General features: G+C 57.3%; 10 protein-coding genes. 6 read left to right on the forward strand and 4 right to left on the reverse strand.

Features of this window, described 5'->3' with window-relative positions; genetic code table 11:
• The first annotated feature begins 161 nt into the window (after positions 1-161).
• The gene (locus NDO75_RS06365; protein WP_310905305.1) at positions 162-1,811 is read left to right on the forward strand and encodes a multicopper oxidase family protein; all 1,650 of its coding nucleotides are present in this window, start codon (positions 162-164) and stop codon (positions 1,809-1,811) included.
• A gap of 919 nt (positions 1,812-2,730) precedes the next feature.
• On the opposite strand, the gene NDO75_RS06370 is transcribed toward NDO75_RS06365, so the two are convergent.
• On the reverse strand, positions 2,731-3,519 hold the full coding sequence (locus NDO75_RS06370; RefSeq protein ID WP_310905306.1) for a hypothetical protein: 789 nt from the start codon (positions 3,517-3,519) through the stop codon (positions 2,731-2,733).
• A 97-nt stretch (positions 3,520-3,616) separates the two neighbouring features.
• Between NDO75_RS06370 and NDO75_RS06375 the strand changes: the two genes are divergently transcribed.
• Positions 3,617-4,603 carry a sulfite exporter TauE/SafE family protein gene (locus NDO75_RS06375; RefSeq protein WP_310905307.1) on the forward strand — a complete coding sequence of 329 codons (987 nt, stop codon included), beginning with the start codon at positions 3,617-3,619 and terminating at the stop codon, positions 4,601-4,603.
• 93 nt (positions 4,604-4,696) lie between these two features.
• Here NDO75_RS06375 and NDO75_RS06380 read toward each other — a convergent pair whose 3' ends face one another.
• Positions 4,697-5,281 (reverse strand): winged-helix domain-containing protein, encoded by a 585-nt coding sequence (locus tag NDO75_RS06380; RefSeq protein ID WP_310905308.1) that lies wholly within the window; start codon positions 5,279-5,281, stop codon positions 4,697-4,699.
• Positions 5,278-5,589 carry a hypothetical protein gene (locus tag NDO75_RS06385; protein WP_310905309.1) on the reverse strand — a complete coding sequence of 104 codons (312 nt, stop codon included), beginning with the start codon at positions 5,587-5,589 and terminating at the stop codon, positions 5,278-5,280. Before NDO75_RS06385 ends, NDO75_RS06380 begins: the two co-directional genes overlap by 4 nt.
• Positions 5,590-5,867: 278 nt before the next feature.
• On the opposite strand from NDO75_RS06385, the gene NDO75_RS06390 reads away from it, so the two are divergent.
• The 4 genes from NDO75_RS06390 (at position 5,868) to NDO75_RS06405 (ending at position 11,717) form a co-directional block, all read left to right on the forward strand.
• Positions 5,868-6,221 carry a four-helix bundle copper-binding protein gene (locus tag NDO75_RS06390; protein WP_310905310.1) on the forward strand — a complete coding sequence of 118 codons (354 nt, stop codon included), beginning with the start codon at positions 5,868-5,870 and terminating at the stop codon, positions 6,219-6,221.
• Positions 6,222-6,611: 390 nt separating this feature from the next.
• A complete protein-coding gene (locus NDO75_RS06395) occupies positions 6,612-8,507 on the forward strand; it encodes a glycoside hydrolase family 15 protein (RefSeq protein ID WP_310905311.1) in 1,896 nt (631 codons plus the stop codon).
• A gap of 10 nt (positions 8,508-8,517) precedes the next feature.
• Entirely contained in the window at positions 8,518-10,029 is a 1,512-nt protein-coding gene (locus NDO75_RS06400; RefSeq protein ID WP_310905312.1) for a vitamin K epoxide reductase family protein, read from the forward strand.
• Positions 10,030-10,364: 335 nt separating this feature from the next.
• A complete protein-coding gene (locus tag NDO75_RS06405) occupies positions 10,365-11,717 on the forward strand; it encodes a sulfatase (RefSeq protein ID WP_310905880.1) in 1,353 nt (450 codons plus the stop codon).
• Between the two features lie 594 nt (positions 11,718-12,311).
• Here NDO75_RS06405 and NDO75_RS06410 read toward each other — a convergent pair.
• On the reverse strand, positions 12,312-13,241 hold the full coding sequence (locus NDO75_RS06410) for a complex I NDUFA9 subunit family protein (protein WP_310905313.1): 930 nt from the start codon (positions 13,239-13,241) through the stop codon (positions 12,312-12,314).
• Positions 13,242-13,243 lie beyond the last annotated feature (2 nt).

Raw genomic sequence — 13,243 nt, forward strand, 5'->3', positions numbered from 1 at the left:
CGGAGACTGTCCTGCTGATCGCTATGCTCTAGTGACGGTCTCGGCAGCCTGCTCGAACGTAGTTTTCGGCCGTGCCGAGGCTGCGTTTCTCAGACATCAATCGAGGGTACCATGAATTGTAATGCCCGTTATTTTTAACTGCAATTGTGGGCGATTCTGTGATGGACGATAACAATCGGACCGCCTTCCGGCGACAGATGTTGCGCATCGGCGGCGCGACGCTGGTCGGGATTTCGGGACTCGCGAACGGAATCGGGTCGGCGACCCTCGAGCGGACTGCACAGGACGACGACGGCGGGGCCACACGGGAAGAAACGCTGGTCGCCTTGAGCGGGCAGGTAGACGTCGGAGCGGACGAGAGCGTCGAGACGTGGCTGTACGAGGAGCAGTTCCCCGGGCCGGAGCTCCGGGTGAACGAGGGAGAGACGCTCCGTGTCTCGCTCGAGAACGGGTTGCCCGAGGGGACGACAATTCACTGGCACGGCGTTCCCGTGCCGAATCCGATGGACGGTGTTCCGGACGTCACGCAGGATCCCGTCTCGTCAGACGAGACGTTCGAGTACGAGTACGCGGCGTCGCCGGCGGGAACGTACGTCTACCACAGCCACGTCGGACTGCAGCTCGACAGGGGACTCTACGGACCATTGATCGTCGAGGAGGAGTCGCCGCACGTCGAGTACGACCGCGAGTACACGCTGCAGATCGACGATCACCTCGGGAAGGAGCCGGCGCTCGACTCGATCGAAGCTCCGCCGAGCGGCGGTGACGGAATGGGCCCCGGCGACGGACCGGGGGCGGACGGAAACAGGATGGGCTCCGGCGATGACGATGGACGGGGTGGCGGTCGCGGACCGGGTAACGGAATGGGTCCCGGTGGTGACGGCATGGGTCCAGGCGAAAACGGCGATGGAATGGGACCAGGCGGTGACGGTGGACCTGACGGCGATCGAGGACCGGGCGACGGAGTGGGACCTGGCGATGGAATGGGGCCCGGTGACGGCATGGGGCCGGGTAGTCGGATGATGAGCCAGCGACCGCCGTACGAGGGGTTGCTCGTCAACGGCCGCCTTCCGTCGGACCCGCCGGTGTTCGACGTCCAAGCGGGCGAACGCGTCCGGCTACGGTTCATCAACCCCAGCAGCGCCACGACCTATCGCGTCGGCGTCGGCGGCCACTCGCTGACCGTCACCCACGCCGACGGGCGACCGGTCGAACCCATCGAAGTGAATTCGTTCGTGATGAGCATGGGCGAGCGCTACGACGCGATCCTCGAGGCCGATTCCCCCGGCGAGTGGGCCGTCGTCGCAGAACCCGTCGTCGGCGAAGAGGACCCCGCGGAGGCGAGACTGCGGTATGAAAACGCGTCCGAGGACGAGTCCGCCGAAGGGCCGCAGTTCGGCGGTCGGGAACTCGAGTACGACGACCTCAGGGCGCTCGAGCCGCTGGATCTTGACGGGGAGCCGGACCGAACGTTCGACCTCACGCTGTCGGGCGGGATGATGGGTGGCGCCGACGCCGACGCGTGGACCATTGACGGGGAGGTGTACCCGGACGCCGACCCGCTCGAAATCAGTGAGGGCGACCACGTCCGCGTACGGATGGTAAACCGCAGTCCGGCGATCCATCCAATGCACCTCCATGGCCACTTCTTCCAGGTCGGCGATGCGATCAAGGACACTGTTCTCGTCGCACCTCACGGCGACCAGGTGACGTTCGACTTCCTGGCGGACAACCCCGGTGACTGGCTGTTCCACTGCCACAACGTCTACCACCTTGAGCGGGGAATGGCTCGCGTGTTCAAATACGACTGATCGGCACCACCACGATCAGGAGTACGGTTGCAGACCACGATCACGTCAGTCGATCGTCTGTCGCGCGCTCGTCTCAAGCGCCGGCAACCGACCGTCTGTCGAGCCGGATCATGGCGTAGCTATCGACGATGAAAAACACACCCGAAAGGTGGAAGCTGACGTACCAGAGGAGAATGCCACCTATTCCTCCGGTTAGAGGTGGTGGATACTAAGATACTGATGATCCATCTCGAATTCTGCCGAACTCTGTATCGCGATACTGGATACCGTACCAGGCGCCCTCGATTTTGCTTCGACCAATCTTGCCATCCTCCCCGCGCTGAAGGGCGGAGAGGATGTCAACTAGAGTCGAATTAGTCTTGCTTCTGACGCCAAGTATAAATTCATTGCCTTATGCAGAGGGTGATTTAAACGCATCGGAGATGTGAAAATCGACAGAGAACTGTCTCCAGTCCCGTCGACCGGAGATCAATCCTGGTGGTTACGGTATACCCGAACGAAACCGAGATCCGTAGATAAACCACGGATCGTCTTCAGGCATGACTCCCCATTGAGCGCCTCCCTCGTAATCACTTGGGCGCCTCTACGATCAGATTCACCGCGGGTACGATTCGTTTTCGAAGAAATAGCGCGATGAGGTGGTTATGAAGAGGGATTGCAGCAGGAGTTGATGTGGCCTCCTGCCAACTTTCAGTAGCACCGTGAAAGAGATACCAGTGTCTCCAAAGAGCATTGGCGATCAGACTCGATTTGTGAGTCTATCGGAGGCAACTGGAGCATCCGATATTCCCCGATCCTCGGATAGACCTAGTAAGACGGCCCACTCACGGACATCTGAAGCCAAGACCCTTCGCGATACAAACCGACCTCCATTTTTCGTCAAAGACTCGTTCATCCTAAAGATCAGCTCTGTGCCGTACTAGCGTTCCTCTGAGTAGACATCGAAAGACGTAGTGATCAACTCACCGGCAGGCTTCGCCTGGAGAAAGAGCCGATATCGACCGGCGGTAGGGAACTGGACGGCGAATCGAATGATGCCATCTTCCGGGTCCGTCTCTTTGGGATGAACATGGAGATACGCGAGGTCTCCGTCACGAAGCGCTACAAGGTGGCCGAGTGCGCCAAGATATGACTCAAGATAGGCGGCATGTCCGTCTTGACGTACTTCGAATTCAATACTGATCGTCTCACCAGGGGGTACCTTCTCTGGAGTGAGTTCAACTTCGTATCCCATTGCTTCGGTCTCATGCATTGGTCGGGGATGGGCGTCGTACTGGGCCGGGCCCGACGATAACAGGTCCACACCGAGTGTCGTTGGCTGGCCATCTACACGGATATCGACGAATGCCCGATAGACGCCGGGATCGGGAAGGGTAAATTCTACTGACCACGTTCCATCATCGGCCAGTGTCGGATGGAGATGCTGAAATCGCGTCAGATCGCGACGGACAAGGATGAGGTGAGCAAGTTGGTCGTGTGTCTCTTCAAACTCTGAGACAACATTTCCCTCTTCATCGTGTATCTGGTAGGCCCACTCCCGAGTTTTTTCGGGATCGATTCGGGTCTCAGATGGTTTAAGCAGGAGTCCGTTCGTAGCGACGGTCAGCCCACCAGGGAGTGCGTGGCTTCCAGAATCGGTATACCCTTTAGGAGGATTACGTCCGTGGTTGTTCACTGTTTGCTCCGAATCGTGGTGATCGTGAGCCATAGGAAGTGTACGTCCGCCATCGCCTACTGTTTTGCCCGCTTTACGGGAAAATGGTAGAGGAGAAACAATTGTAGTGTCTGGGACCGTGTGTGAACGTATGAGCGTTTTTGAAGTAGCTATCCCACTCGTCTTGTTGTTCGTCGTGTTCGGCTTGACGGTCGGAATTCTCTTCGGGTTTTTCGGGATGGGCGGGAGCTTTTTCGTCACTCCTGCGCTACTCGTTCTCGGTCATTCTGCGCCCACTGCCGTCGGGACCGGCCTTGCGTTCGTATTTTGGACCTCGCTCGTCGCGACTTTTTCTCATCGTGATCTGGATCATATCGACTATCGGCTCGGTGTTCTGTTGATCGTCGGGACGACGGTTGGTATCGAAATCGGGAAACGAGCACTCCTGGTACTCGTCGGCTTCGGGCTCGCGGATCTCGTGGTGAGCGTCCTCTATATCGTACTTCTCGCTGTGATCGGCATATTCGTCGTCCGTGACGGACGACACCCGGCGCTCGAAGAGGAGACGGACCTCGCGAATCAGTCCCCTCTACTCGAGCGGATCTCTGTTCCGCCGATGGTTTCCGTCCGCGGAAGCACGGAAGTCTCACTCTGGACCGTATCCCTAATCGCGGTACTGATCGGGACCCTCTCTGGCTTCCTTGGCGTCGGCGGCGGGTTTCTGATGATGCCGGCACTTATGTACGGCCTGGCGATGCCGGGAGCCGTTGCGGTCGGAACGGATATCTTTCAGATTACCATTTCCAGCGCCTATGGGGCGTTCGTGTACGGACAGCGAGGGGCGATCCATTTTGCCATGTTGCTTCCCTTGCTTCTCGGCAGTACGGTTGGAACCCGCGTCGGGTCTCTGCTGACGGAGTATCTCGATGATGCGGAACTCAGAACGAGCTTCGGCGTCATGCTGCTCATTGGAAGCGTTTCGGTCGCAAGTAAAACCGTTAGCCACACATACGATATCAGACTGCTGCACAATCTCAGTCTGACGCTTCTTCTCGGAGGTGCACTAGTGATGAGTGTGGCTATTCTCTATCGCGGGATGCAAAATATACGTGACGAGCAGACAACTACGAGACGATAATCGTCCTCTGGGATCTGACCGCACTTGCGGTTCTCCCAGTTCGACGGCGTCAATCGTAGCGCAGAACACTAGAAACTCCACATTCTTATTATGCTAATGGTACACCTTATCTTCATTATTCGGCTCTGAAGCAGTAGTGTGGAGTCGACCATGAAGATACTGCTCACCCCGTTCCGTCAGTTGATATTTGCCCCGTTTGACCCGCTCAATGAGGCCGTGTGCCTCTAATTCGAGCAGGCGACGATTCACCTCCTTCTGACTGAAACCAATATTGAATGCGATAATGGATGGGGTGAGAACCAAATTTGCGTCGTAAAACACACTGAGAATTTCATCATCCATCGGCGCCATCCATTCAGTTTGCTGGCGAACCTGAGATGGCTCACTCAATAATACTCGAGACCAATCCCCTGTACGAACATTATTTGTTATAGGGTTATAGAGTCCGAAGATGACCAGTAATGCGGCGACCCCATGGACAAGGTGGACCTGCGACGGTGCAATCAGTTCGGTGATCGGTCCGCCGATCACTGCAAGGCCTAACCCGCTGATAGTGGTGAGTACGAACTGCCGGTATGCCGTCGCTGCCGTCTCGAAGTAAAGAAGGTAGTATAATTCAAGAACAACGATGATCCCGACTGCCAAATTATACCAAACAAAGGTGGTAGGTCCGTTCATGGTTTTCCACCTGTCAGCCGATCCTGTCGGAGTTGACGATGACGGAGTGCGAGCAGACCGAGGAATATCGCAATAACCGTGTTTGCTCCGCTTCGGAGCACATGGAGGGCCATGGGGTCGAGGTCTGTGGCGAACAGCATAACGTGATATACTGCCAAAACTACTAATCCGAGCGAGAGGAGGGCGACCGCCGTCCCAAACGGCGAGTTTCGGAAGATGCTCCACAAGAGAAGTGCAAATATCCCCGCCCCAGTACTGGCGATAATCACAAACGGAATGCTAAGCATCTGAACGACCGAGTGGATCATGCTATGAGTTCCACGTCTGCTCCTCCTCAATCCATGGCATGAGATATCACCGATACAGTGATCGGCCCGTCGAGAACAAACCCAATCCCGTATTACGGTCCGGAGGCAGTTAGCTCGTGTTGACCAACCATCTCTCAATAGCAGTAATATGCTGCAAACTGAGCCTCACCGATTCGACATCCTGCCATACCCGAACGGAGTTTTGGACCTCACTATTTCGCCGGTGTAGCAATGGATGTGGATAACAAAACGGATCGGCAGCAAGCGACCGACTGCAAATGGCACTAACAGAAATCGACCACGTCAGCGAGAGTGAGGAAATGCAGGAGTGTATCGATAGCTGCTTTGAATGCGCCCAGGCCTGCGAGTGGTGTGCGGATGAGTGTGCTGGCGAAGGTGAAGAGATGGCTACCTGTCTGCGACTCTGTCGAGACGTCGCTGATCTTGTGACTATGCACGCTCGGTTCATGGCCCGCGATTCGGGGTACAGAACGGACATCGCTGCGATCACCGCTGACGCTTGCGAGGAGTGTGCCGACGAATGCGAGCAACACGACGAAGAGCACTGTCAGGTCTGTGCAGATGTCCTCCGTGAATGTGCAGAGACCTGCCGAAACATGGCTTCGGCCTGAGGTTTCGTTCACTGCGATTCGTAGCCTTGAGCGTTGACTGCTCTTGGCTGGATCGACTTGCGGAGGTCGAATCAGGGACACGATGACAAAGCAACGACCGGCTGTAACGGTACGATCGGCTACTAGCTGGTCGTGGCTCTATTCGAACTTAGCATACCGGCAGTTGGCTGCTGGAACTACGTATCCTCGGCCTTGGATGTTTAGAACTATGGTACGACATCGTCCGGAGGGCTCTCGTGCTAAGCTTTAGGAGTCGCATTGCGTGCGTCGTAAGCTGCTGCTGGTCGTCCTCGACCTTTCGTATGACGGCTGAATAGAGAACTCGATACGGCGATGACTAACGGATCGTCCGACAACCGCTGACGCAAGCGATCACGAGACTAACTCGATATGCAGTACAAATCTCTCAAGGAGTACGGTGCAATCGGTGATGGAAATACGGTTGCGCTCGTCGGTCGTGACGGTTCGATCGACTGGTGTCCGCTGCCCCACGTCGAATCGCCGAGTGTTTTCGCCGCGCTATTAGATGTTGATCGTGGCGGCCGTTTCACTGTTCAGCCGACGGGGACGTATGAATCAGCGCAGCGGTATCGTGACCGGACGAACGTCCTCGAGACGACGTTCCAGACCGGAAGCGGCGCGGCGACAGTGACGGATTTCATGCCCGTTGCCGAGGTTGCCGAATCAGGCGACCAACCGCCTGCGGTATATCGAAAGGTGGATTGCGAGGATGGCCCGCTTGAGTTCGATGTCGAATTTGAGCCGCGCTTTGACTATGCGCGAGACATACCCGAGATCGAACCGACGACTGACGGCGTCGTCGCGGCCGGTAGCGACGAACAGGCTATCCTCGCGAGTGATCTACCGCTTACGCCAACAGCCGATGGCCACGGAGTGAACGCGACGGCGACGCTCGAGGGAGGCGAAACGCGCTGGTTGGTGCTCGGCTATGACGAGGCGATCCCCCTCAAGCCGTCGCAGCACCAGGAGACGCTCGCAGCTGTCACCGACTACTGGCGGAAGTGGACACATGACTGTGACGAGACGGAATGTCCCGTCGACGATCGGTGGCATGACCTCGCAGTCCGATCCTCACTTGTCCTTAAACTCCTCACCCACCAGGAAACGGGTGCGGTGTGTGCAGCTCCGACGACCTCATTGCCCGAGGACCTCGGTGGCGTCCGCAATTGGGACTACCGGTACAACTGGATCCGCGATGCGGCCTTTACCGTTCGAGCGCTGTCTGAACTCGGTCATCTCGAAGAGGCCCGCTCATACTTCGAGTTGTGTCTCGACCACTGCCGGCATCACGACCCCGCTGCGCTTCCGCCGGTTTACGGTCTCCATGGTGGTGGTGACCTTGAGGAGCAGGTCCTCGATCACCTCGAGGGATATTGTGGATCAGCCCCTGTTCGTATCGGCAATTCAGCCCGAGAACAACACCAACTCGATGTCTACGGCGAACTCGTTCTCGCGATATACGAGAGCATCCGCTACGGTGAGCCAGTGACGGCTGACGACTGGACGGTGATGTGCGACCTCATCGACTACGTCTGCGACGGATGGGACGAACCTGATGCCAGTATCTGGGAGACTCGAGACGACCCTCGGCAGTACGTCTACTCGAAAGTCATGTGCTGGGCGGCACTGGATCGCGGAATAAAGCTCGCTAACGCGGCGGATGCTGTATCGTCCCCATCCGAGCGCTGGCAGACATGCCGCGAGGATGTTCGTGAAGCGATTCTTGAACGCGGCTGGAGCGAGAGCGCAAACAGCTTTGTACGGTCGTTCGGCGACGACGATGCGCTTGACGCAGCAAATCTTCTCGTTCCAGTCGTCGGCCTTCTCCCACCAAATGACGACCGCGTGCAGGGTACAATTGATGCGACGATCGATCGCTTGACCACCGACGACGGACTCGTCTATCGGTACCACGGTGATGATGGACTCCCCGGAAAGGCGAGTCCGTTTACCGTCTGCTCGTTCTGGCTCGTCACTGCGCTTGCACTCTCGGGGCGAATCGATGAAGCGATTGACCGCTTCGAATCCGTCCTCAAACGCACTAATCCACTCGGCTTACTGGCCGAGGTAGTCGATCCTGAGACCGGTGAACAGCGTGGTAATTTCCCGCAGGCGTATAGCCATGTCGGCCTACTCAACAGCGCACTCTATCTGTCCGACGCGGACGGCTCGAGCGACGCGTCGCCGGCGCCGCTCGGAACCGACGGAGCCGACGGAATCGACTCGAGCACGGAGATCGTCCGTCAGCCGAACAACAACGAGTGAGAGACAGACAATGAGCGACACAGACCACGACTCGACCGACGAACTGACCGCGGTGACGACCGACGCGCGAGAGCGCCGTTCGCGACCCGACGGCGGCGACGGAAGCGGAGCGGACGGCTCAAACGGGAGCGGCGGAAACGACGGTGGCGACGGAAACGGCGACGACGGCGACTCGATGCGGCCGGGCGAGATGATGCTCAAACACCCAGTAAAGGAGACCTGGGTCCAGTATGCCGTCATCTCGCTCGGTATCTGGCTCATCGGGAGTACGCCGGCGCTGGACTACGGGAGCGCGCTGATGGTCTGGAACAGCGTCGTCAGCGGGCTCCTCCTGATCGCGCTGGCCGGGCTCACGATCTACCGCGAGAGCGGGTACGCCAACTACGCCAACGGCTTCGTGGGCCTCTGGCTAGTGTTCGCGCCGATCGCGTTCTGGGCACCGACGGCGGCGGCTTACGCCAACAACGCCCTCGTGGGGACGATGGTGATCACGTTCTCGGTCCTGATCGTGATGCGTTCGGAGATGGACGGCCCGACCGTTCCTCCGGGCTGGTCGTACAACCCCTCGACGGGCGCACAGCGCGCGCCGCTGATCGCGCTCGGAATCTTCGGGTTCTTCGCCTCGTGGTACATGGCTGCCTTCCAGCTGGGCTACATCGAGAGCGTCTGGGACCCGATCTACGGCGCGGGCACGGAGCAGATCCTCACTTCGAAGGTGTCGAAGGCCTTCCCGGTCTCCGACGCTGGCCTCGGGGCGGTCGCCTACTCCGTCGAGGCGCTGATGGGGTTCATGGGCGACCGGCGGCGCTGGCGGACGATGCCGTGGATGGTCGCCTTCTTCGGCGTCGTCGTGATCCCCCTGGGCTTCATGCAGGTACTGCTGGTCATCATGCAGCCGATCATGGTGGGGACGTGGTGTACCCTCTGTCTCCTGTCGGCGTTCGGTATGCTCTGGATGATCTCGCTGACCGTCGACGAGGTCGTCGCGATGGGGCAGTACCTCGTCCGGCTGATGCGACAGGGTGACAGCCTCTGGACCGCCTTCTGGATGGGCGGCACGTTCCCCGAAGACGAGGCCGGCGTCGGCGACGGCGCGATGCGAGAGATCGACGATGCGCCCGCACGCGAGCCGTTCTGGGGCGTCTCGACCCCGTGGGCGCTGCTGGGCGCGATGGCGCTGGGCGCGTGGCTCATGCTCTCGCCGACCGTCTTCGGGACGACCGGCTTCATGGCCGACAGCAGCCACCTAGTCGGCTCGCTGGTCGTCTCCTTCACCGTGATCGCGACCGCTGAACCCGCGCGTGCGCTCCGATTCCTGAACATCCCGCTGGCCGCGTGGATCGCCGCCGCCCCATGGTTGTTCGACGGCGTTCCGACGCTGGCCGCGATCAACGCGGTCGTCGCCGGGGCGCTCATCGTGGTCCTCAGTGTCCCTCGGGGCACGTTCGAGGACCGCTACGGCGGCTGGGAGGAGTACGCCACCCTCGAGACGGTCAATCGATTGAATCCTTTCAGAAGCTAACGATGGCAAGAGACAGTGATTCGGAAGTCATCGTCATGGGTGGCATCGGCCGGCGCCGGACGAGCCACCGCTTACGCGTTCGCAGAAGGCGGAGCAAGGATTGGTTTCTTAGCTCGGAGCGAGGACGGCCTCGAAAGTGCATGCGAGGACGACGAACTAGGTTAGTGGTGAGGGAATTATCCCAACAGATGGCGCTGATCCAGTCGAAATTGGGACCGCAGCCGAAACTCGTTGAAAACGATCCAATTTGCATAGGTTCTCAGTAGAATGCAGCAATCCCATTCAATTTCTTACCAGAGTCACCCGTGTATATCGGTGTTCCAATTGTGAATTGAATAATGACGTCTCCACCGAACATCATCCTCGTCCATTCGCATGACCTCGGGCAGTACCTCGGCTGTTACGATGTTGATATTGCAACACCGAACATTGATCGGTTGGCTGAGGAGGGTGCACGATTCCCGAATCACTTCACGGCCGCGCCGCAGTGTTCTCCAAGCCGTGGTAGCCTCTTCACTGGACTTTATCCGCACCGTCACGGACTTCTCGGATTAGCACACACAGAATGGGAACTCGATGTCGAGCGAACGCTACCGTATCGGCTCTCCGAGCGCGGCTATGAGACCCACCTGTTTGGACTTCAGCACATCTCCGAAACACCAGATGATCTCGGCTACGATGAAACGCATACAGCGGGATCACTCTCCCCAGATGTCTCCCCCGAAGTCCACTCGATTAACCGTGCAAGGGATGTCGCAGAGACGGTCGAGTCATACCTGAACGCGGACCTACAGTCGCCGTTCTTCGCGTCAGTCGGGTTTTTCGAGGCACACCGCCTCGAGATGGGAGAAGACGAAGAAGAAGGTGACGTACTCTACGGGTTTGGTGACCGCTACGACGGGGATGATCCAGATAGTATCGAAGTTCCCTCGTTTCTCCCCGACAAGCCAGGTGTTCGCGAAGATCTGGCAGCGATGCGGGGGATGGTGTACGCTATCGATGACGCCGTAGGGACAATCTTCGATGCCATCGAATCAGCTGGCCTTGATAACGAGACGCTTGTGATCTTTACCACGGAACACGGCATTGCTTTTCCGCGGGCAAAGGGGACGTGCTACGATCCTGGTATCCAAGGGTGCTTACTACTGTGGTGCCCCTCTCTGATCGACGCAGGAACGGTTCCAGAACACTTGGTGAGTAACGTCGATATTCTGCCGACTATCCTTGATCTCGTAACTGACGAAGTACCGGATCAAGTCGATGGCCATAGCCTCATGCCGATCTTTGATGCCGATATGATGTACTATCCTCGCGACGAACTCTTTGCCGAAATCACATGGCATGACATGTATAATCCAATGCGTGCGGTCAGGACGGATCGGTTCAAGTACATTAGACGGTTCTGGCATCTCCCACGGACGTTCCTTCCGAACGATGTCTATGCGAGTCTCGCCGGCCGTGAGGTCCGCGGCCGTTACGGTCGACCGTCGCGAGCATACGAAGAACTCTATGATCTCAAATTAGACCCCTACGAACGGGAAAACGTGGCTGACGATGAGGCATACGCGCAGGTTCGCACGAAATTGCTGTCGAAGCTCAGTACGTGGATGCACGAGACGGACGATCCCCTACTCGATGGACCGATCGTCCCAGAAGACTACGACCGAATGTTCGATGGCATCACGTAATGTGTTGAGACATACGCAACGGCGTATTCCCACGAGCACGTGTAGAAATCATAGAGTCACCGAATCATTCCAATATCGGATATGAATTTGCCCGCTGTCATCGGTCGACTCAGAGCGTGTCTCATCACCGTTGCTGGCTGTTGGGCACTTTCGTTGGTCGTTAGCCCGTTGAGCGCCTCTGTGATAGCCGCCAACAACCCTGAATCTTTGTATTCACCCACGCCCCTCGTATCAGGCGAGGCGATACTTGGACTTCATCGGCTTGTACGGTTCTCGTGGATACGCAGATACGTTCCAATTTCGGTGAAGTCAACGGAGTGCTGTTCCGGTCAAATTCCCTGGCAGGTTCCTTCACCCAGATCTCAATTAATGATGCCGCCTAAGCGTCTTCTCGAGCGGGGTCAGTGTTGTATCGTTTCTCCCGCAATTCACCCGCTCTCACTATATTCTCACTGTTCCTGTATAGTTACTCAATCGAAACTCTATAGCTGCTTAGATTGCTGCTGTAGAGTTACTCTTGTCCATATGCGGTGTTCCTTCTAATAGTATTGTTTTCTTATAATATCTCCAGACGTTATTGATCGGGTCCCGAAATTAAGGGGTGCTAGCTGCCATCTGTTGTTGCTCGGACCCATTCTGTTCTCCAGCAAGGTACGTTGAAAGCTCTGTTAAATCAGATTTGTCGAATCCGAATCTGCCGATATCGTTGCGGTCGGCTACGTTTGTCAACTGTAGCGCACGCGCCTGATTGATACCTAGCGGGATCTGTGGAATCGGATCCAGCGCGTACAGTGTGATCGTTGCTATCAGCATCGGCACGGGAACGATTTCCACTGATTTTCCGTCGGCCTTATACAGTAACCGAGTCACTTCGGCGAATGTCAGCACTTCTGGCCCCGCGAGTTCGTATACCTCGCCAACGTGATCGTCACTTTCGACTCCGTCTGCAAACATTTTTACACAATCGCCGACCCATATCGGCTGAAATTTCGGCGTTTTGCCACCGTCGGGGAGGACTGTTATATATGGTGTTGTATATTGCTTGATGAAAGTGAACGTCTCACTTCCCTCACCGAAAATGAATGACGGTCGAAAAATAATCCAATCGAGGTCTGAACACCGAACGACCTCTTCACCAAGCCCTTGTGTTCGCCAATATGCAATCTCTCCGTTCGGATCTGCCCCCAGCGAACTCATTTCGATGAACTTAGTGACACCGTGTTCTTCAGCGGCTTCAACGGCATTGATAGAGCCGCCGATGCAAACGCTGTCGTGGCTGGTCTCTCGTGGTGGTTGGTGCAGTGGGGGGAGTGCCGCGAGATTTACCACGACGTCTTTTCCTTCAAACGCACCCTCAATGGAGTCGTAGTCAGTGACGTCTCCTTGAGTCAACGTTACCTCGTCCGGTAAGACCGATGGATCCGGTGTTCGTGAGAGGGAAGTAACGTCATGACCACGATCGATAAGTTCTGAGCAAAGGTGCTGCCCAACGAATCCATCCCCGCCGGTGATGAGCACGTCCATGT

The organism is Natrinema sp. 1APR25-10V2, from assembly GCF_031626495.1.
In the GTDB taxonomy this organism is placed as follows: domain Archaea; phylum Halobacteriota; class Halobacteria; order Halobacteriales; family Natrialbaceae; genus Natrinema.

Excerpts from the sequence above, each read along its gene's own strand:
- NDO75_RS06385 (WP_310905309.1), bottom strand. The coding sequence starts at position 5,589 with ATGATCCACTCGGTCGTTCAGATGCTTAGCATTCCGTTTGTGATTATC.
- NDO75_RS06370 (WP_310905306.1), bottom strand. The coding sequence starts at position 3,519 with ATGGCTCACGATCACCACGATTCGGAGCAAACAGTGAACAACCACGGA.
- NDO75_RS06375 (WP_310905307.1), top strand. The coding sequence starts at position 3,617 with ATGAGCGTTTTTGAAGTAGCTATCCCACTCGTCTTGTTGTTCGTCGTG.
- NDO75_RS06395 (WP_310905311.1), top strand. The coding sequence starts at position 6,612 with ATGCAGTACAAATCTCTCAAGGAGTACGGTGCAATCGGTGATGGAAAT.
- NDO75_RS06390 (WP_310905310.1), top strand. The coding sequence starts at position 5,868 with ATGGCACTAACAGAAATCGACCACGTCAGCGAGAGTGAGGAAATGCAG.
- NDO75_RS06365 (WP_310905305.1), top strand. The coding sequence starts at position 162 with ATGGACGATAACAATCGGACCGCCTTCCGGCGACAGATGTTGCGCATC.
- NDO75_RS06400 (WP_310905312.1), top strand. The coding sequence starts at position 8,518 with ATGAGCGACACAGACCACGACTCGACCGACGAACTGACCGCGGTGACG.
- NDO75_RS06410 (WP_310905313.1), bottom strand. The coding sequence starts at position 13,241 with ATGGACGTGCTCATCACCGGCGGGGATGGATTCGTTGGGCAGCACCTT.
- NDO75_RS06380 (WP_310905308.1), bottom strand. The coding sequence starts at position 5,281 with ATGAACGGACCTACCACCTTTGTTTGGTATAATTTGGCAGTCGGGATC.